Source organism: Halomonas sp. MCCC 1A11062 (genome assembly GCF_021404355.1).
GTDB lineage: Bacteria > Pseudomonadota > Gammaproteobacteria > Pseudomonadales > Halomonadaceae > Halomonas > Halomonas aerodenitrificans.
The window spans coordinates 31,324-51,301 of record NZ_JABFTW010000004.1 but is presented as its reverse complement, the minus strand read 5'-3'; the positions used below and the strand labels follow the sequence as shown (position 1 = coordinate 51,301).

Annotated in this window: 19 protein-coding genes; 10 read left to right on the top strand and 9 right to left on the bottom strand. The window is 66.0% G+C overall.

Annotated elements, in window-relative coordinates:
- The first annotated feature begins 62 nt into the window (after positions 1–62).
- The 5 genes from HOP58_RS05635 (at position 63) to HOP58_RS05615 (ending at position 3,617) form a co-directional block, all read left to right on the top strand.
- Positions 63–1,484 (top strand): RNA polymerase factor sigma-54, encoded by a 1,422-nt coding sequence (locus HOP58_RS05635; RefSeq protein WP_234259787.1) that lies wholly within the window; start codon positions 63–65, stop codon positions 1,482–1,484.
- A 108-nt stretch (positions 1,485–1,592) separates the two neighbouring features.
- Positions 1,593–1,901 (top strand): ribosome-associated translation inhibitor RaiA, encoded by a 309-nt coding sequence (raiA, locus tag HOP58_RS05630; protein WP_234259786.1) that lies wholly within the window; start codon positions 1,593–1,595, stop codon positions 1,899–1,901.
- Between the two features lie 6 nt (positions 1,902–1,907).
- Complete coding sequence (gene ptsN, locus HOP58_RS05625) at positions 1,908–2,378, top strand: PTS IIA-like nitrogen regulatory protein PtsN (protein WP_010629184.1); 471 nt, start codon at positions 1,908–1,910, stop codon at positions 2,376–2,378.
- A 46-nt stretch (positions 2,379–2,424) separates the two neighbouring features.
- Entirely contained in the window at positions 2,425–3,345 is a 921-nt protein-coding gene (rapZ, locus tag HOP58_RS05620) for an RNase adapter RapZ (RefSeq protein ID WP_234259785.1), read from the top strand.
- A 2-nt stretch (positions 3,346–3,347) separates the two neighbouring features.
- Positions 3,348–3,617: an HPr family phosphocarrier protein gene (locus HOP58_RS05615; RefSeq protein ID WP_010629186.1), complete on the top strand. Its 270-nt coding sequence runs from the start codon at positions 3,348–3,350 to the stop codon at positions 3,615–3,617.
- Between the two features lie 18 nt (positions 3,618–3,635).
- On the opposite strand, the gene pmbA is transcribed toward HOP58_RS05615, so the two are convergent.
- Positions 3,636–4,976 (bottom strand): metalloprotease PmbA, encoded by a 1,341-nt coding sequence (gene pmbA / locus HOP58_RS05610; RefSeq protein ID WP_234259784.1) that lies wholly within the window; start codon positions 4,974–4,976, stop codon positions 3,636–3,638.
- Positions 4,977–5,124: 148 nt separating this feature from the next.
- On the opposite strand from pmbA, the gene yjgA reads away from it, so the two are divergent.
- Positions 5,125–5,643 carry a ribosome biogenesis factor YjgA gene (gene yjgA / locus HOP58_RS05605; protein ID WP_234259783.1) on the top strand — a complete coding sequence of 173 codons (519 nt, stop codon included), beginning with the start codon at positions 5,125–5,127 and terminating at the stop codon, positions 5,641–5,643.
- A 43-nt stretch (positions 5,644–5,686) separates the two neighbouring features.
- On the opposite strand, the gene tldD is transcribed toward yjgA, so the two are convergent.
- The 7 genes from tldD to HOP58_RS05570 form a co-directional block, all read right to left on the bottom strand.
- Positions 5,687–7,141: a metalloprotease TldD gene (gene tldD / locus HOP58_RS05600; protein WP_010629189.1), complete on the bottom strand. Its 1,455-nt coding sequence runs from the start codon at positions 7,139–7,141 to the stop codon at positions 5,687–5,689.
- Entirely contained in the window at positions 7,138–10,968 is a 3,831-nt protein-coding gene (locus HOP58_RS05595; protein ID WP_234259782.1) for an AsmA-like C-terminal region-containing protein, read from the bottom strand. Before HOP58_RS05595 ends, tldD begins: the two co-directional genes overlap by 4 nt.
- Before the next feature lie 7 nt (positions 10,969–10,975).
- Positions 10,976–12,439, bottom strand: coding sequence for a ribonuclease G (gene rng / locus HOP58_RS05590; protein ID WP_010629191.1), 1,464 nt, complete (start codon positions 12,437–12,439; stop codon positions 10,976–10,978).
- Between the two features lie 50 nt (positions 12,440–12,489).
- Positions 12,490–13,101, bottom strand: coding sequence for a Maf family protein (locus HOP58_RS05585; protein ID WP_051004665.1), 612 nt, complete (start codon positions 13,099–13,101; stop codon positions 12,490–12,492).
- Entirely contained in the window at positions 13,094–13,585 is a 492-nt protein-coding gene (gene mreD / locus HOP58_RS05580; protein WP_010629193.1) for a rod shape-determining protein MreD, read from the bottom strand. The genes HOP58_RS05585 and mreD overlap by 8 nt, the downstream gene beginning before the upstream one ends.
- Positions 13,585–14,463, bottom strand: coding sequence for a rod shape-determining protein MreC (mreC, locus tag HOP58_RS05575; protein ID WP_035591499.1), 879 nt, complete (start codon positions 14,461–14,463; stop codon positions 13,585–13,587). The genes mreD and mreC overlap by 1 nt, the downstream gene beginning before the upstream one ends.
- Before the next feature lie 110 nt (positions 14,464–14,573).
- Positions 14,574–15,611, bottom strand: a complete 1,038-nt coding sequence (locus HOP58_RS05570) for a rod shape-determining protein (protein WP_010629195.1) — start codon at positions 15,609–15,611, stop codon at positions 14,574–14,576.
- A 177-nt stretch (positions 15,612–15,788) separates the two neighbouring features.
- Between HOP58_RS05570 and gatC the strand changes: the two genes are divergently transcribed.
- From gatC to HOP58_RS05550, 4 genes are all read left to right on the top strand, one after another.
- Complete coding sequence (gene gatC / locus HOP58_RS05565) at positions 15,789–16,076, top strand: Asp-tRNA(Asn)/Glu-tRNA(Gln) amidotransferase subunit GatC (RefSeq protein ID WP_010629196.1); 288 nt, start codon at positions 15,789–15,791, stop codon at positions 16,074–16,076.
- An 81-nt stretch (positions 16,077–16,157) separates the two neighbouring features.
- Entirely contained in the window at positions 16,158–17,618 is a 1,461-nt protein-coding gene (gene gatA / locus HOP58_RS05560; RefSeq protein WP_234259781.1) for an Asp-tRNA(Asn)/Glu-tRNA(Gln) amidotransferase subunit GatA, read from the top strand.
- Positions 17,618–19,072, top strand: coding sequence for an Asp-tRNA(Asn)/Glu-tRNA(Gln) amidotransferase subunit GatB (gene gatB / locus HOP58_RS05555; RefSeq protein WP_234259780.1), 1,455 nt, complete (start codon positions 17,618–17,620; stop codon positions 19,070–19,072). The genes gatA and gatB overlap by 1 nt, the downstream gene beginning before the upstream one ends.
- Positions 19,073–19,121: 49 nt before the next feature.
- Positions 19,122–19,673: a cupin domain-containing protein gene (locus HOP58_RS05550; RefSeq protein ID WP_010629199.1), complete on the top strand. Its 552-nt coding sequence runs from the start codon at positions 19,122–19,124 to the stop codon at positions 19,671–19,673.
- Between the two features lies 1 nt (position 19,674).
- Here the strand turns inward: HOP58_RS05550 and HOP58_RS05545 are convergent, their stop codons facing one another.
- Positions 19,675–19,845 (bottom strand): DUF6435 family protein, encoded by a 171-nt coding sequence (locus tag HOP58_RS05545; RefSeq protein ID WP_010629200.1) that lies wholly within the window; start codon positions 19,843–19,845, stop codon positions 19,675–19,677.
- Positions 19,846–19,978: the final 133 nt, after the last annotated feature.

Genomic DNA, 19,978 nt, shown 5'->3' with positions numbered 1-19,978 from the left:
TTGCAAGTGATCCTCGGCCAGTCTAGGGTAGAGTCTTTCCGGCAAATGAGCCCATTATTCTCATGGCCATGAAAGCATCATTGCAACTGCGAGTCGGCACTCAGCTGACCATGACACCACAGCTACAGCAGGCCATCGCGCTGCTGCAGCTCTCCACCCTGGACTTGCGCCAGGAGATCCAGCAAGCTCTCGAGTCCAATCCCATGCTGGAGCTCGACGACGGCTTCGGCGAACAGGCCGTCAGCGAACCCCAGAGCGACGACTGGGCCAGCGAAATTCCCGGTGAGCTCTCCACCGACAGCGACTGGACGGATACCTATCCCGATCATGGCAGCGGCGCCGCCGGCGCCACCGGTGAAGGCCCCGACTTCGAACGCCAGGCCTCTGGGCAGACGCTGGCCGGCCACCTGATGTGGCAGTTGGCGATGATCGATGTGAACGAGCGTCAGCGCCAGATTGCCGAGAGCCTGATCGATGCCGTGGACGGCACCGGCTACCTGACCCAGCCGCTGGAAGAGATCCGCGACGGCCTGCGGCGCCAGGGCCTCGAGGGGTTGCCCACCCGCGAGGTCGAGCAGGTGCTGCTGCGCCTGCAGCAGTTCGAACCCACCGGTGTCTTCGCCCGGGATCTACGCGAATGCCTGATGCTGCAGCTCGCCACCCTGCCTGACGACACTCCCCTGCTGCCCCAGGCACGCCGCCTGGTGCGCCAGTTTCTCGAGGCCTTGGCCGCCGACGACCGCCGCCTGCTCAAGCGCCGCCTGAGCCTGGACGACGAGGCCCTCGACGACGCCATTGCCCTGGTACGCTCCCTGAACCCCCGCCCCGGCAGCGACTATGCCGAGGTCGGCAGCAACTACATCACCCCCGACCTGGTCGCCTATCACGACGAGTCCGGCTGGCGCGTAGAGCTCAATGCCGAAGCGCTGCCACGGCTGCGCATCCAGCCCGACTACGTCGCCCTGGTGCGGCGCGCCGACAAGAGCCAGGACAACCAGTTTCTCAAGGACCACCTTCAGGAAGCTCGCTGGCTGATGAAGAGCCTGGCCAGCCGTAACGACACCCTGCTGCGGGTGGGGCGCGAGATCATGGCCCGCCAGATCGACTTCCTGGAGCAGGGCGAGGAGGCGATGAAGCCCCTGGTGCTGGCCGACATCGCCCAGGCCGTGGAGATGCACGAGTCGACCATATCGCGGGTGACGACGCAGAAGTTCATCCACACGCCGCGCGGCGTATTCGAACTGAAGTATTTCTTCTCCAGCCATGTCGGCGGCAACGGCGAGGGGGACGCTCACTCCAGCACCGCGATTCGCGCCCGCATTCGCAAGCTGATCGCCGACGAGCCACCGCGCAAGCCGCTCTCGGACAGCCGCCTGGTGGAGCTGCTGGCCGACGACGGCATTCAGGTGGCGCGCCGCACCGTGGCCAAGTATCGTGAAGCGCTGGGGATACCCTCCTCGAGCGAACGCAAGCGCTTTCGTTGAAGTCGAAACGCAGCGTTGACAGCGGACAAGAGCGTCGTTCGGAGGGGTTTGCAAGGAGGCAAAAAGGGTTACAATCAAACCACCACTCGAAGGACGAAGGAGCTTGTCATGCAAGTCAACATCACCGGCCATCATGTTGAACTGACCGATTCCCTGCGTGACTACGTGAGCGAGAAGCTTAGCCGCGTCCAACGGCACTACGACAACATCACCAACGTCCAGGTCACCCTGTCCATCGAGAAGGAGCGCCAACAGGCCGCCTGCACGCTGCATGCCGCCGGTGCCGACCTGCATGCCGAAGCCTCCGACCCGGACATGTACGCCGCCATCGATGCGCTGACCGACAAGCTCGACCGCCAATTGGTCAAGCACAAGGAAAAGGCCCAGGCCCGCGCCCAGGGCGCCGGCATTCGCTGAGTTGCCATGACACTGGAAACCATACTGCCCCCTGAACGCGCGCTGTTCGACGTTCCCGGGGGCAGCAAGAAGAGGGTGCTGGAGTTTTTCAGCACCTTCATTGCGCAGAACACCCCGAGCCTCGATAGCCAGGAGGTCTTCGGCCGATTGATCGGCCGTGAGCGACTGGGCAGCACCGGCATCGGCAACGGCGTCGCCATTCCGCATGCGCGAAGCCCGCACTGCCACAGCCCAGTCGCCGCCTTCCTCAAGCTGGCCGAGCCCATCGATTTCGACGCCATCGACGGCGAACCGGTCGACTTGGTCTTCGTGCTGCTGGTACCCGAGGAGGCCGACGATACGCATCTGTCGCTGCTGAGCCAGGTAGCCGGCGTGATGAACGATGCCGAGACCCGTTCACGGCTGCGCAAGTGCGAAAGCCAGCGCGAACTTCACGAGCGTCTGATCGACGCCATCCGACGACAGTCTTCGGCCTGACCGCTACCCCTTGCCGCTCGGCCAGCCCCTGATCAGGAGAAACGTAATGCAGCTTGTGATCATCAGCGGCCGCTCAGGCTCCGGCAAGTCGATCGCACTGCAGGCGCTCGAAGACATCGGCTACTACGCCATCGACAACCTTCCGGCGATGCTGCTCGGCTCGCTGGTCGACGAACTGCGCGGCTCACCCACGGTACAGCAGTGCATCGCCGTGAGCATCGATGCACGCAATCTTCCTCACGCGCTGGAACGGTTCCCCAGGCTGCTGGAGGAGCTGCGCGCCAAGCAGGTCGACTGTCAGATCGTCTACCTAACCACCGATGCGCGGATCCTGATCGAGCGCTACTCCGCCACCCGGCGCCGGCACCCGCTGACCCGCGACAGGGACATGACCCTGAGCGAAGCCATCGAAACGGAAGACACGACACTGAGCGAGATTCGCAACCTCGCCGACCTGATCATCGATACGTCGCGGCTTTCGGTGCACGATCTGCGCGGGCGCATCACCGAGCAGGTGGCCAGCCATCGTGCCGACCAGCTGACCCTCACGGTGGAGTCGTTCGGTTTCAAGGGTGGCGTACCGCTCGACGCTGACATCGTGTTCGACGCCCGCTGTCTGCCCAATCCGTACTGGGACCCGCGCTTGCGTGCGGCGACCGGTCGCGAAGCGAGTATCGTGGAGTTCCTCGAACAGTATCCGCTGGTTCACCAGATGCACGAGGACATCGTCGCCTGGGTAGAACGCTGGCTGCCGGCCTATCGCGACAGCCATCGTAGCTACCTCACGGTGGCCATCGGCTGCACCGGCGGCCAGCATCGCTCGGTGTATCTGGCCGAACGTCTCGCCCGACACCTCGCCCAGCAGCAGCCCGACGTGCGTCTGCGCCACCGCGAACTCGGCATTCATATACCGGTCACTGCCACGCAGGAGACGACCGCAGCGCCATCCGAACGCAAGGAAACCTGAGCGTGCCCAGCCGCAAGCTGACCCTGACCAACAAACGCGGCCTCCATGCACGTGCTGCCACCAAGCTGGTTCAGTGCTGCCAGCCCTTCGATGCACGCGTGTTCGTCTGCCGGGGAGCCCAGCAGGCCGACGCCACCAACATCATGGCCCTGCTGATGCTTGGCGCTCCCTGCGGCACTGAACTCGATATCAGCGCCGAGGGAACGGATGCGGAAGCGGTACTCGAAGCCATCGAGGCTCTATTCGAGGCCCGCTTCGATGAGGATCTTTAGGAATGGCCTATAGGCGGCTCAGCCTCCGGCAACGGTCATCTCGTCGATCAGCCAGCTACCGGTGTGAATGCTGCCGCGGGTGTCGATGTCGCTGCCCACGGCCTGCAAGCCCTTGAACATCGCCTCGAGATTGCCGGCGATGGTGAACTCCTCGACCGGGTATTGGATCTCGCCGTTCTCGACCCAGAAGCCGGCCGCGCCGCGGGAGTAATCACCGGTCACGCCGTTCACCCCCTGCCCCATCAGCTCGGTCACCAGCACCCCACGTCCCATGCGGGCGAGCAGCTCCTCACGCGACGCCAACGGTGCCGCGATTCGCAGATTGCGGGCGCCTCCCGCATTGCCCGTGGTCTGCAGGCCCAGGCGCCGTGCGCTGTAGGCCGACAGCATGTAGCTGGCCAGACGCCCCTCTTCGATGAAAACGTTGTCGCGGGTCTGCACGCCGTCGTTGTCGAACGGGGAACTGGCCATGGCACCGCGCTCCATGGGCCGCTCGCCCAGCGTGAACCAGTCGGGAAACAGCCTGTCTCCCAACCGATCGCACAAAAACGACGCCTGACGATAGAGCGAACCGCCGGCGATGGAGCTCATCAAATGACCGACGAGACCGCTGGCGACGGTGGCATCGAACATCACCGGCAGGCGCCCGGTGGCGGGTCGACGCGCCCCCAGTCGCTGCAGGGTGCGCTCGGCCGCCTTCCTGCCCACTGCCCCGGCGTCCCGCAGCTCATGCGGATTGCGCGCACTGGTGTAGTCGTAGTCGCGCTGCATGCCGTTCGCGTCCTCGGCGATCAACATGCAGGAGAGCGAGTGACGGCTACCGCGCTGGCTGCCGAGAAAACCATGACTGTTGGCGTAGACCCTTACTCCTTCGCCACTGGAGAGCGAGGCGCCCTCCGATTGGCGTATGCCCGCCTCGGCGCAACCCGCTGCTTCGCAGGCCAGCGCCAGCTCGATAGCCTGTTCGGTGGTGAGCGGCCAGGGGTGGTGCACGTCCAGGTCGGGCAGCTCGGTAGCCATCAGCTCGGCGTCGGCCAGCCCTGCCGCGGGGTCCTCACCGGTGTAGAGGGCAATGGCCATGGCCTTCTCCACGACCTCGCGGATCGACGCCTCGCCGGCATCGGTGGAGGAAGCGCTGCCCTTGTGGCCACGCAGGTAGACGGTAACGGCGATACCCTGGTCGCGGGAAAGTTCGACGGATTCCACCTCGCCTTCGCGCACGCTGATGCCGATACCCTGGTCGACGCTGGCCCCCACCTCGCAGGCATCGGCTCCCAGGTGTCGCGCCAGCGCCAGCGCCTGCTCGGCACGCGACTCCAGCAGCGCCTGCTGGGCGGCGGCATCGAAAGCCTTGCTCATGTTCATCTCCCTCATCCACCGGCAGCGCCGGTATCCGTTCGTGTCTGTTCCCGCCGCGGCGCGACGGGCTGATATACTGCGGTCATTCGACCCTATTCATCACCCGATGGCCAGCCCGAGGCCGGCCCTCTCATCACTTGGATACGGCATGACCCAGGACATTCCCACTCTCTCCGGCGAAAGCTCCGACGAACGGCCCAGCAAGTCCCAGCTCAAGCGCGAAATGCATGCGCTGCAGGCCTTGGGCGAACAGATCATCGCCATGACGCCGACCGAGCGCGCCCGCTTCCCGCTGTCCGAGGACATGCTTGCCGCCGTCGAGGAAACCTCCCGCATCCGCTCTCACGAAGGACGCCGGCGCCACATGCAGTACGTCGGCAAGCTGATGCGGCGCGAAGACCTCGAGGCGATCCAGGCGGTGTTCGACCAGATCGAACAGGAGCAACGTCATCGCGACCTGGCCTTCCATCGCCTCGAGAAGTGGCGCGACCGCCTCATCGAGGAGGGCGACGATGCCGTCGAGGCTTTCATCGAGGAGCATCCCGACGTCGACCGTCAGGCCCTGCGCCAACTGATCCGCAACGCCAAGAGCGAGCGTGAGCGGGGCAAGCCCCCGGCCAATGCGCGCAAGCTGTTCCGACTCATCCGCGAGACAGCGGGGCTTTAAACCACTCGCCGCTCGGGACTGGTCAGGCGGCAGGCACGTTCTTTCATGAAGCGGTGCCGCCGACGGTGAGCTCATCAAGCTTCAAGGTGGGCTGACCCACGCCCACCGGCACGCCCTGCCCCTCCTTGCCGCATACCCCGATGCCGGTGTCGAGTTCCAGATCGTGTCCGATCATCGATACCCGCCCCATCGCCTCCGGCCCGTTGCCGATCAGGGTCGCCCCCTTGACCGGCGCGGTGATTTTGCCGTCCTCGATCAGGTAGGCCTCGCTCGCCGAGAACACGAACTTGCCCGAGGTGATGTCCACCTGGCCACCGCCGAAGCTGACCGCGTAGATACCGCGGCGGACGCTGGCGATGATCTCCGCCGGGTCGTCCTGACCGGCCAGCATGTAGGTGTTGGTCATACGCGGCATCGGCATGTGCGCGAACGACTCGCGACGGGCGTTGCCGGTGGGCTGCATGCCCATCAGTCGGGCGTTGAGCTTGTCCTGCATGTAGCCGGTGAGGATGCCGTCTTCGATCAGCGGGGTGTACTGACCCGGCGTGCCTTCGTCGTCCACGCTCATGGAACCGCGGCGGTCGGCCAGGGTGGCATCGTCCACCACCGTGACCCCGGGGGCTGCCACACGCTGACCCAAGCGCCCGGCGAACGCCGAGCTGCCCTTGCGGTTGAAGTCACCCTCGAGGCCATGGCCTACCGCTTCGTGCAACAGGATGCCGGGCCAGCCGGGTGCGAGCACCACCGGCATCTGTCCGGCGGGGGCGTCCACCGCCTCCAGATTCACCAAGGCCTGGCGTACCGCCTCCTTGGCAAAGCGTTCGGCGGCGCTATCGTCACGCAGACGGGACATGGCGTAGCGCCCACCGCCACCGGCGCTGCCGCGCTCGCGTCGGCCGTTCTTGACGGCGATGACGCTGACGTTGAAGCGCACCAGCGGGCGCACGTCCGCCGCCAGGGTGCCGTCGCTGGCACGTACCAGCACGACCTCGTGAACGCCGGTCAAGGAAGCGCTGACCTGGGTAATGGCAGGGTCGGCGGCGCGCGCCACACGGTCGGCCTGCTTGAGCAGCGCGATCTTGTCCTCGGCGGAGAGGCCCGCCAGCGGATCGACCGTGGCATAGCGCAGCTCTGCGCCGGTCGCGATGCGCGGCGCGAGCGACAGGCTGGCACCGCTGCGCACGATGCCGGACGCCGTGCGGCCAGTTTCCGCCAAGGCATCGGCGGTAATCTGGTTGGAATAGGCGAAGCCGGTCTTCTCGCCGGCCATGGCGCGCACGCCCACGCCGCCGTCGATGTTGTAGCTCGCTTCCTTGACTTCACCATCCTCGAGCACCCAGCTTTCGTGCCAGCTGCGCTGAAAGTAGAGGTCGGCATAGTCGACGCCCGGCGTCAGCACATGGCCAAGGCCTGCGTCGAGCGCCTCGACGTCCAGTCCGCCGGGGTGCAACAGGATCTCCGCGGCGGTATCGAGCAGAGCGGATGAGGATGTCGTCATTCTGCGGTTTCCAAGGTGATGTCGGGCGAGGTCCAGGGACCACGCACGCGATAGTGAATTCGGGTGACTCGGTCGATGGCGCTGCCGAAGAGTCGGTCGGCGATGAAGAGCGCACCACCCACCACCGGCGCGCCGGCGATCACCGCCGCAAGCGGCAAACTGCTGCTGACGGGTACTGTGACGCCCAGGCGCTGGTCCAGTTCCCGACGCGAGAGGTCGACGGTACCCTCCAGCGTGAAGGAAGTGGCCGGGCCGTCGATCCTGATTGGGCCGGTCGTCTCCAGTACGCCTCCATACAGGGTAGCAGCCCCGATAACGTGATCGAAGGCCGTGCCCTGGCCAGTCACGTCGGAAAAGTCCATGCGCAGCCGTCGTACCAGGTTGTCGACGTTGAGCAGGCCCACCACTCGCGCCGTGGGAGACTCCAGGTTGACGAAGCGTCCATTACGCAGCTCCGCCTCGACGCTGCCACGCGAGCGAGCCAGGGCGAACTGCCAAGGCGGCCCCGGCCAGGCCAGTTGACTGCGTACGCGTGTCTCGTTGCTGCGAATCGAAACCGGCTGACCGAGCCGCTCCAGCGCCGTACCCAGGTCGCGCCCATCGAGATCGAGTCGTGAGCGGGTCAGGCTGTCGCCCGGACCGGCGGACTCCCAGACCACTTCTCCCCGCGCCGTGATCTGCCCCAAGGTGAGCCCCAGTGGCGCCACTCTGAGCCGCTGCGGCGAGCCCTCCCAATGAGCCGTGAGCGGGCCGATCACCCGTCCTTGATAGAGAATCTCCGCCAGTCGCAGGCGGCCGTTGGGCACCTCGCCGACCCAGCCAGGCAAAGGCGTCGGATCCGGCGGCACGTCCAGCTCCGCGAGAAGATTGCCGGCCTCTTGCGTCTCGGCGGGCAGCAGGCCGTCCAGCGTCAAGCGGTCGAGCGCGATATCCAGCGGTTCGGCAAGAGCGGGGCGATAATCGAGAGAGCCCTCGAGCAGATCCCCCCGCAGGGCGACACGCCAACCGCCCCCGGTATGCGGACGTGCATCGGCCGTCATCACGCCCAGGCAATCCTCCGGACCGACAAGACAGGCGGTCTCCACCCGCAGGCGGCGCAGCGGCCCGGGGCCTTCACCGCCCCCTGGCGCTCCCCCATCGAGCAGCGGTGCCAGCGCCGTACCCCACTCCACCAGGTCGAGACGGGATTGGTATATCGTGCCCGACCAGCCCTCCTGATCGGGCCAACTGGGTGCGTCGGGCAGTCGCCCAAGCCAGAACTGCCCCTGGCCCAGATCCGACCACGGCAGGCCGCGCCAGCGCAGGCGGGCATCGCCACCCATTTCGGCCTCAACTCGCTGTTGATCGAGATCGGCTTCGATCCACAGCGTACGACTCTCGCCGGCCGCCTTGCCCAGCGGCGCCGGCAGGTCGATGGCGACACCCTGCAGGTTGCTGTCGAAGCGGAAGGTATTGCGCGTTTCGCCAAGCGTAAACCTTGCCCGCCAAGGCAGGCGCCCCGACACCCCATCAGCCAGGGCAGTGACATCGAAACGCTGCAGTATCCGGTCCACCTCGACGCCACCGTCTAGTGCGACGTAGCCTGCCAGCGTATCGATATCGGCATTGATCGGCCCGCCGAACAGGCGCCCTTCCAGGCGACCCTCGAGCCCACCCTCGTCGTCGCGCTGACGCCAGGCAAGCGGCCCCTTCACATCGCTGAGGGGCACTTCCAGCGGCAGGTAGACCAGCCGCTGCATGTCGACGTCGGTTTCGAGATCGAGTTGAAAGCCCTCCTCTTCGCCCAGCCTGGTGCTGAGCTCGATCCTACCGCTGGCGCTCCCCTCCCCGCGCCAATCGTCGACCTGCTCGATGCCATCGACGGGAATGGCGCGCAGGTAGCGGCGCACGCCGTCGGCATCGGAGGTGAGGTCGCCGATCACATGCAGCACGTCGTCCTCTATGGTGACCCGCCCATTGTGGCCCAGGACTCCCAGGCTCTCAGCGTGATAGACCTCGGCATCGAGAGTGCCGATACCCGCGGTGAGCCGTCCTTCGAGGCCCTCGATAACAGGCCAGCGAGGGTCGAAGGGCAGCCGGCCCTCCTCTATCTCGAGATCCAGCTGCAAGCGCGGTTCGACACCGCTGCCGCCACGCCGGAGCGGCAGATGCAGCTTGAGCTCACCGGACGGTACACGGCCGGCCACCCCGGCAGCGAGCCAGGCATCGAGTTCTTCGCCCAGCACATCGGCGGGCAGCCAGTCCATCAGCGGACGCTCCAGGGCATCCGCATTGCGGAAGCGCAGGTCGAGCCCAAGGCCACCATGCACGCCACCGCCGATTGCCAGGCCGAAGCCGCCCTCCACTTCGGCTCCCTGCCAGCCGGCCTTGAGATCGCGACCGCTGACAAAAGTGCGTGGCCCTTCGTAGGTCCAGCGCACCTCGCCACTGGCATGGGAGAGCTCCATCGGCGCCGGATAGAGCTCTGGCACCTTGAACGTGGGGTCGCCGACACCGACGAACTCGATTCGCCCCGAGAGGTCCCGCGCTTCCACCCAGGCGTCGAGAGGCCCACCGCCCGGCACATCGTCCCAGGGCTCCACCTCAACCTGATGCAGCGCTGCCTGCGCCAGCCACTGCCCGTTACGCCGGCCCACGCCCAGTCCTGAGATCAGCCCGCGAGGCTCCAGGGCGTCGATGGTGCGCACCAGCCCCTCGGGCAACAGAACGCGCTCCTGCCAGGCGGCAAGCGACGCCAGCTCGAACTGACTGGTGGTCAGCCACCAGCCGTCACCATCGTGGCGTATGTGCCAGAAGTGCGGCAGCGCCGGCTGTTGCTCGTCTTCGAGCTCACGCGGCTCCGCCCAGTCGGCGGCTGAAGCGTCACCCTGCAGCCACGCCTCCCAGCCCTCGTCGTTGCGCAGCCACTGGCCGCGGGCCTTGAGCGGTTCCAGAACGATCGGTTCGTCGTCACGCCGCAGCACCAAACGCGGCACATCGATATCCAGCCTCGCATCGGCCAGCGCGCCACGATGCCAACGCCCCCAGAGGGTGACGTCGCCGCTGGCATCCTCCAGGCGCAGGGGATCGTCGAGGGTGAACACCTCGACCAGATCGATCAACGTGTCGAGCTTCATGTCGGCCTGGAGGGCGGCACTGAAATCGCGGAACCCGGTGGGTCCGGGAAATACTTCGAGCACGGCCTGCAGGGTGGCCTCTTCCTGCCCCTCGAGATGCACTTCGCCCTCGAGATGGGCACGTCGCTCGTCGCCGGTGAGCAGCAAGCGCGGCGCGAACATGTCGACCCGTCGCTCGCGACCGTGCAACACCAGCCGCACGTCTTCCACCCAGGCGCGCTGGCGCAACAACAGCCCGACCCAGAAATCGAGCCGCTCGAGGTCGAACTCGCCTTCGAGGAGCTCAGGGGGGATCCTGGCCGGATCCGGCCAGTGCCAGCCGCCCTGCTCGTCCTGATAGAGATGAAGGGTAAGTCCGCTGAGGCGTGCATCCTCTACCACGGGTACGCCGGTACGCAGGCTGGCGGCCGTGTTAAGACGTAGCTGCGCCTGATCGACCTCAAGCAGCGGCAGGCCGGCCTCCCCCGGCTGTGTGCTCATGGTGAGACCGCCGCCCGTCACCATGGGATCGAGCCGGGCCAGGGCAGCGTCGAACTCGCGCAGCTGTACCGTCGCTCCCGTGCGCGCCTCGAGCAGCCGCTCGACGCGTGGCGCCAGTTGGTCGACCTGGGAAAGCGCCAGCCGCAGCGCTACCAACAGCACCGCGACCAAGGCCAGCAGCACGGCCAGCAGAGTGAGACTCCAGCGGGCTACCTGACGTAAGGGATGCATCCGCCGCTCACATCAGCACGATGTCGTACTGCTCCTGGGAATAGTGCGCCTCGACCTGGAAACGAATCGTCTTGCCTATGAAGGCCTCCAGGTCGGCAACCGCCGCCGACTCCTCATCGAGCAGCCGATCCACCACCGGCTGAGATGCCAGCACCATGTAGGTTTCGGCGTTGTAGGCACGCTCCTCGCGCAGGATCTCGCGAAAGATTTCGTAGCACACCGTCTCGGCTGTCTTCAGGGTGCCCCGCCCACCGCAGGTGGGACACGACTCGCACAGGGTCTGCTCGAGGCTCTCCCGGGTGCGCTTGCGGGTCAACTGCACCAGCCCCAGTTCGGTGACCCCGGTGCACTTGGTCTTGGCGTGATCGCGCTCCAGCGCCTTCTCCAGTACCCGCAGCACCTGGCGCTGATGCTCCGGGTCCTCCATGTCGATGAAGTCGATGATGATGATGCCGCCCAGGTTGCGCAGCCGCAGCTGACGGGCGATGGCGTTGGCCGCCTCGAGATTGGTCTTGAAGATGGTCTCTTCGAGATTGCGATGCCCCACGTAGCCGCCGGTATTGACGTCGATGGTGGTCATCGCCTCGGTCGGGTCGATCACCAGGTAGCCGCCCGATTTCAGCTGTACCTTGCGGCCCAGCGCCTTCTGGATCTCGTCCTCGACGCTATAGAGGTCGAAGATGGGCCGCTCCCCGGGGTAGTACTCGATGCGTGCCGTGGAGTCGGGCATGAACTCCTCGGCAAACTCCAGCAGCTTGAGGTAATTCTCCCGCGAATCGATGCGCACCTTCTCGATCTCGTCGCGCATCAGGTCGCGCAGAGTGCGAATGAACAGCGGCAGATCGTCGTAGATCACGCTGGGTGCCGGTGCGGTCACCTTGCGCTCGCTGACCTTGCGCCACAGCCTCAGCAGGAAGTGCATGTCGGAGAAGAGCTCCTCCTTGCCCACGTTCTCCGCCGCCGTTCGCACGATGAAGCCGCCGGTGATCTCGATCTCCTGCTCCTGCTGGCAGAGTTCGAGCAGCTCGCGCAGGCGCTCCCGTTCACGCTCGTCCTCGATGCGCTGCGACACGCCGTGGTGCGGGGAGTCGGGCATATAGACCAGGTAGCGCGAAGGAACCGACAGATGGGTGGTAAGGCGTGCACCCTTGGAGCCGATGGGGTCCTTGGTGACCTGAACGACCAGCGCCTGCCCCTCGTGGAGCAACTGGCCAATCGTGGCCTGCTCCTCCGGTGGGGTGCCGGGGGGCATCACTTCATGGGCATGAATGAAGGCCGCACGGTCGAGGCCGATGTCGACGAAGGCCGCCTGCATGCCGGGGAGCACCCGCACCACGCGTCCCTTGTAGATGTTGCCGACGATGCCACGTCGGCGCGTACGCTCGATCAGCGCCTCCTGCAGCACGCCGTTTTCCACCACCGCCACGCGGGTTTCCATCGGCGTCAGGTTGATCAGTACTTCGCCGCTCATGCGGAAATCCTTGTCCAGTTCAATAGCCGCATTATGACATAGTGATACGGCTAGACAGCACCACACCAAAGCGGCACGTCCTGTCGTACCAGCAACTGTGCCGTTTCATAAAGGGGCAGCCCCACCACCGCAGAGTGGCTGCCTTCGATGCGCTCGACGAAGATCGACGCCAAGCCCTGAATGGCATAGCCGCCCGCCTTGTCGGCAGGTTCACCGGTCGCCCAGTAGGCCGCCATCTCGCTGTCGCCAATCTCGCGCATGAAAACCCGCGTCGCCACGCAGATCTCGAGCAATCCGGCCGGCCCCGTCACGGCCACGGCGGTGAGTACCTCGTGGGCGCGCCCCGATAGCAGACGCAGCATGGCCGCCGCCTCGGCCCTGTCGGCTGGCTTGCCGAGTATTCGCCCGTCGCAGACCACGGCGGTATCCGAACCCAGCGTCGGCAGTCGCGACTGCCGCCCGCCCGCCAATGCCTTCTCTCGGGCCAGGCGTGCCACATAGGCTTCGGCGAGCTCGCCAGGCAGCGGCGTCTCATCGATATCCACCGGCCGCACCTCGACGCCGACGCCGATGCTGGCTAGCAGTTCGCGGCGGCGCGGCGAGGCCGATGCCAGGCACAGCACGGCCGCTGCCTCGTGCCCTCCGGTCCGGTCCTCAGTCATGCCTGGCCAACCGGCGCTCGAAGGCCTGGAACATGGTGGCCAGCCATGGCCACAATGCCGCCCCGATGAGCGACGGAAGCAGGAAGGCCAAGTGCATCGAGAAGGGACCGAACAGGGTACGCAACCACTGCTCGACCAGTTGCACGAGCCCCAGCAGCACCAGGATCAGCAGCGCCTGCTGGACCAGGGAGTAGGTGCGGAACCGTGGATAGACCAGTGCAGCGAGGAAGGCCAGCAGCGACAGGGTCAGGGCGTTCTGGCCCAGCGGGGCGCCTTCGATGAGATCGAGCAGAATGCCGAGCACGAAGCCGTGAAAGACCCCGACTCGGGCGGGGGCGGCCATGCACCAATAGATCAGCATCAGCCCCAGCCAGTCCGGTCGCCAGATCTGCCAGCCCTCGGCCAGCGGCATCACCTGAAGGCACAGCGCCAGCAGCAGGGTGAGCCAAATCCAGGGCAGCGCCGTGGTCGATCCGCTCGCCATCAGTTCGACTCCTCCGGCATGGCTTCGTCATCCAGCTCATCGGGCAGTTCGAGATCCCACATTTCGTCGTCAGGCACCGGCGCCGGATCGGGTGGGAACACCAGCAGGAAGTGGCGGGAGCGCTGCAGACGAGCGACCGGCTCGGCCGTCACCCGGGCAAAGGGCTGCCCCGGGTCGTGGACCACCTCGGTGACCCTGGCCACGGGATAGCCCGGCGGGAAGCGGTCCGCCAGCCCGGAGGTCACCAACAGGTCGCCCTCGCGGATGTCGGCCGTATCCGGCACGTGTATCACTCTCAGGGCATCGTACTGGCCGCTGCCCTGCAGCACGAAGCGCAGGCCGTTACGGTTGATCTGGATCGGCAGCGCATGGCTGGCGTCGGCCACCATCAGCACCCGGCTGGAATAGGCCGACACCGCCGTCACCTGCCCCACCAGCCCCGAGGCATCCAATACCGGCTGCCCCACGTAGACCCCGTTGCGACGCCCGCGGTCGATCACCATCTGATGCGTGAACGGGTCGGAGTCGAGAGAGAGCAGTTCGGCGGTGATATAGGGAGCCTCCAGGCGAGCGGCGGCCCCCAGCAGCTCGCGCAGGCGCACGTTTTCGGCCGTCAGGCTCGACATGTGCTGGACCCGATGGGACAGATGCAGGATCTGCTCACGCAGGCGGCGGTTCTCCTCCACCAGCGCGCGCTGCTCGGAGAGCGCCAGCGAGCCCCAGGTGAGCACGTCGCTGGGCAGCGCGACGAGCCAATGAATTGGCGCCACGACGGTGGTGAGCTGAGCGCGCACCTCTTCCATGCGGGTGAAACGATGATCGACGAACATCAAGGCAGACGCGGCTACCACACACAGCAGCATGCGGTAGCCAGGCACATGACCGTGCGAGAACAGCGGTTTAATAGACGTTCCCCCCGCACCGGGCGCGGCACGTCCGGCCGCACCTGTTCATACGTCGATTCGCACTGGAAAACGGCCTTGCGGCGTCAGTCGCTCGAGAGCAGCTCGAAGGTGTGTCGGTCGATCATCTCGAGCGCCTTGCCGCCCCCGCGTGCCACGCAGGTCAGCGGATCCTCGGCGACGATGACCGGCAGCCCGGTCTCCTCGGAGATCAGCTTGTCCAGATCGCGCAGCAGGGCACCACCCCCGGTCAGCACCAGACCGCGCTCGGCGATATCGGAGGCGAGCTCGGGCGGCGACTGCTCCAGCGCGCTCTTGACCGCGGCGACGATCGAGGAGAGCGTTTCCTGCAGGGCATCGAGGATCTCGTGGGAGTTCAGCGTGAAGCTGCGCGGGATACCCTCGGCCAGGTTGCGGCCGCGCACATCGATCTCGCGCAGCTCGCCGCCGGGGTAGGCGCAACCGATCTCTTCCTTGATACGCTCGGCGGTCGCCTCGCCGATCAGGCTGCCGTAGTGGCGGCGCACGTAGGCGGAGATCGCCTCGTCGAAGCGGTCGCCACCGACACGGATCGACTCGGAGTAGACCACGCCGTTCAGCGAAATGATGGCGATCTCGGTGGTACCGCCACCGATGTCCACCACCATCGAGCCCTGGGCATCGTCCACCGGCAGGCCGGCGCCGATGGCAGCGGCCATGGGTTCCTCGATCAGGAACACTTCACGGGCACCGGCCCCTTCCGCAGACTCCTTGATCGCCCGGCGCTCGACCTGGGTCGACATGCAGGGTACGCAGACCAGCACCCTCGGGCTCGGCGTCAGGAAAGTGCTCTGGTGCACCTTGCGAATGAAGTGCTGGAGCATCTGCTCGGTAACGGTGAAGTCGGCAATCACGCCGTCCTTCATCGGGCGAATCGCAGTGATGTTGCCCGGCGTGCGGCCCAACATGCGCTTGGCATCGGCACCCACCGCGGCCACGCTGCGCATGTTACCGGATTGGCGAATGGCCACTACGGACGGCTCATCGAGCACGATGCCGCGACCGCGAACGTAAATCAGTGTATTGGCCGTACCCAGATCGATGGAAAGATCGCTGGAGAACAGCCCCCTCAAGCGTTTGAACATGGACGTCGTTACCTAGTGCAGACCGGGACCAGTGCGGATGCAAACGGTATCATCGCCGCCTCAGTGCAGCAAGCGACATAGGCCGCTCCAGATGCGAGAAGAGTGCCCGCCATGGCTCGAATATGGTACCTTTTCCCGCTGTTCATAACACTCCATCCGTGCGAGGACACTCAGCTCATGGCGCTTGAACACGCAGACGTGCAGCGGGCCGCTCATCTGGCCCGGCTCGGCCTGACCGACGACGAGGCCGCCCGCTACGTGGACGACCTAGGCCGTATTCTCGAGATGGTCGACATGCTCCAGGCACTCGACACCGAAGGGGTCGCCCCGCTGGCCCATCCGCTCGACGTCACTCAGCGCCTGCGCGCCGACGAAGTCACCGAGCGCGACCAGCGCAGCCGCTTCCAGCAGTGCGCTCCGGCCGTGGAAAACGGGCTCTACCTGGTTCCTCGCGTCGTCGAGTGATCCCGGCCGCCATTCAGGCAGCGCCCATCGGCGCAGCATTCGCCTCTCTTTCAACGGCACGCTTTCATGGAGCCATGCCGCATGCATGACAAGACCCTTGCCGAACTGACCCGTTCGCTCGACGCCGGCGACTTTTCCAGCCGCGAACTGACTCAGCACCTGCTCGGCCGTATCGACCGTCTCGACGGCGAGCTGAACAGCTTCATCACCGTCACCCACGAGCAGGCCCTGGCCGCCGCCGATGCCGCCGACGCCGCCCGTGCCGCGGGCAAGGCCGGTACGCTCACCGGCCTGCCGCTGGCGCTGAAGGACATCTTCTGCACCCAGGACGTGAAGACCACCGCCGGCTCGCGGATGCTCGACAGCTTCATCGCCCCCTACGACGCCACCGTGGTCGAGAAGCTCAAAGCCGCCGGAACCGTCAGCCTGGGCAAGACCAACATGGATGAGTTCGCCATGGGCTCCTCCAACGAGAACAGCCACTACGGCCCGGTGAAGAACCCCTGGGACTTCACCGCCGTGCCGGGCGGATCGTCCGGCGGCAGCGCCGCTGCTGTGGCGGCGGGCTTGGTGCCGGCCGCGATCGGCACCGATACCGGCGGCTCGATTCGTCAGCCCGCGGCCTTCTGCGGCATCACCGGGCTCAAGCCCACCTACGGCCGGGTGTCGCGCTACGGCATGATCGCCTACGCCTCGAGCCTCGACCAGGCCGGCCCCATGGCCCGTAGCGCCGAGGACTGCGCCCTGTTGCTCAACGCCATGGCCGGCCACGACCTGCGCGACTCCACCTGCGTGCAGCGCGGCGTGCCCGACTACACCGAAGAGCTCGGCACTGCGCTTTCCGGCCTCAAGATCGGCCTGCCCAGCGAGTACTTCGGCGACGGCCTCGATCCGCAGGTGGAAGCTGCCGTGCGCGAGGCGATCAAGGTCTTCGAAGCGCTCGGCGCCAGCGTGCGCGAGGTGAGCCTGCCGCACACCCACTACGCGATTCCGGCCTACTACGTCATCGCCCCGGCGGAAGCCTCGTCGAACCTGTCGCGTTACGACGGCGTACGCTTCGGCCATCGCTGCGCCAACCCAGTGGATCTGATCGATCTGTACAAGCGCAGCCGCGCCGAGGGCTTCGGCGACGAGGTCAAGCGCCGCATCCTGATCGGCACCCACACCCTCTCCGAGGGTTTCTTCGACGCCTACTACAAGAAGGCCCAGCAAGTGCGCCGGCTGATCCGTCAGGACTTCCTCGACGCCTTCGAGGAGGTCGACGTCCTGATGGGCCCCGCCTCGCCCACCCCTGCCTTCGATCTCGGCGCCAACAAGGACCCGGTGTCGATGTACCTGCAGGACATCTACACCATCGCCATCAACCTCGCCGGGATCCCCGGCATGAGCGTGCCGGCCGGCTTCGCCGGCAAGCGCCCGGTGGGGCTGCAGATCCTCGGCAGCCATTTCACCGAGTCGCGGCTGCTCAACGTCGCCCACCAGTTCCAGCTGGCCACCGACTGGCACCGTCAACGCCCCGCGCTCGCCGAGGAGAACACCTGATGCAATGGGAAACCGTGATCGGGCTGGAGGTTCACGTCCAGCTCGCCACTCGCTCGAAGATCTTTTCCGGCGCCTCCACTGCCTTCGGCGCCGAGCCCAACACCCAGGCCTGCGCCGTCGACCTGGGACTGCCGGGCGTGCTGCCGGTGCTCAACGAGGCAGCCGTGGCCATGGCGGTCAAGTTCGGCCTGGCGATTCACGCCGAGATCCCCGAAGTGTCGGTGTTCGACCGCAAGAACTACTTCTACCCCGACCTGCCCAAGGGCTACCAGACCAGCCAGATGTACCAGCCCATCGTCGGCGCCGGAGAGGTCGAGATCACCCTCGAGGACGGCACCACCAAGCCGATTCGCGTGCACCACGCACACCTGGAGGAGGATGCCGGCAAGTCGCTGCACGAGGACTTCCACGGCATGACCGGCGTTGACCTCAACCGCGCCGGCACGCCGCTGCTGGAAATCGTCTCCGAGCCTGACATGCGTTCGGCGAAAGAGGCCGCCGCCTATCTCAAGGCGATCCACTCCATCGTCACCTACCTCGGCATCTCCGACGGCAACATGGCCGAGGGCTCGATGCGCTGCGACGTCAACGTCTCGGTTCGGCCCAAGGGCCAGGAAGCCTTCGGCACCCGGGCCGAGATCAAGAACGTCAACTCGTTCCGCTTCGTCGAGCGCGCCATCGCCTTCGAGGTGGAGCGGCAGATCGAGCTGCTCGAGGATGGCGGCAAGGTGGTGCAGGAGACGCGCCTGTTCGACCCCGAGCGTGACGAGACCCGCAGCATGCGCACCAAGGAGGAAGCCAACGACTATCGCTACTTCCCCTGCCCCGACCTGCTGCCGGTAGTGCTCGACAAGGCCTATATCGACCATCTGCGCGACAACCTGCCGGAGCTGCCGGCCGAGAAGCGCGCCCGCTTCGAGAACGAGCTGGGCCTCTCGGCCTACGATGCCAGCGTGCTTTCCGCCACCCGCGAGATGGCGGACTATTTCGAAGAAGTGAAAGACGTCTGCCGGGATGCCAAGCAGGCCGCCAACTGGGTGCAGGGTGAGCTTGCAGGTGCCTTGAATCGTGAGAATCTCTCGATCGCCAATAGCCCCGTATCGGCTCGTCAGCTAGGTGAACTGGTAGCTCGCGTGATCGACGACACCATCAACGGCAAGGCCGCCAAGCAGGTATTCCAGGCACTGTGGAACGGCCAGGGCGCCAGTGCCGACGACATCATCGAGGCCCAGGGGCTCAAGCAGGTCACCGACACCGGCGCCATCGAGGCGATGATCGATCAGGTGATCGCCGACAGCCCGGCCCAGGTGGCCCAGTATCGCGACGCCGAGCCGGACAAGCGCGGCAAGATGATCGGTTACTTCGTCGGCCAGGTGATGAAGGCCTCGCGCGGGACCGCCAATCCGCAACAGGTCAACGAGCTGCTCAGGCAGAGGCTCGACGCCCTCTGCTGAGGCATGGCGGGCGGCGCCTCGGCGCCGCCCGCGGGATTAGGAGATCGGCATGTCGGACGACGTCGGCGCACGCCTGCGCGCCCTGCGCACCCTGCGCGGCATTTCCCAGCGCGAGCTGGCCAAGCGCTGCGGAGTCACCCATTCCAGCCTGTCGCTGATCGAACAGGGCAAGGTGAGCCCTTCGGTCAGCTCGCTGAAGAAGATCCTCGATGCCATCCCCATCAGCGTGGGCGACTTCTTCACCATGGACATGGAGAGCCGCGACCAGGTCTTCTACGGCGCCGACGAGCTGGCCGACGTGGGCAGCGGCGAGGTCGTCTACAAGCTGGTCGGCGCCAACCGAGCCAGTCGGGCGCTGGCGTTCATGATCGAGACCTACCCGCCCGGCGCCGATACCGGGCGCGAGATGATCGCCCACCAGGGCGAGGAAGCCGGCGTGGTGCTGGAGGGCACGATAGAGATCACCATCGGCCCCGAAACCCGCCTGCTCGGCCCGGGCGAAGCCTATTACTTCGACACCAACGTGCCCCACCGCTTCCGCAATCCCGGCAGCGAGCCCTGTCGTCTGGTGAGCTGCTGCACCCCGGCCCGGACCTTCTGAATCAACCGCGCTTCAAACGCTCGATCTCCAAGCGCAGGGCCTCGGCCTGCTCCGTCAGCGCCGCGTTGGCGCGCATGTCACCGTTGCGGGACGCCAGCATCGCCTCCTCGAGCTTGCGCTCATAGGCCTTTTGCAGTCGTTTGGTGGGATCTCGCCGAAAGATATCGAACATAGGGTTTCTCCTTCCTCAGGGTTTTGTACAACTTTTCGCGGCCGAAACGCGACCTCACGCTCCCAAATCCTGCTTTCTACACGCCACAGCTAGCAGATCGGTAGCCCAAGCAGTGCTTTTTTCGACGGCAGGC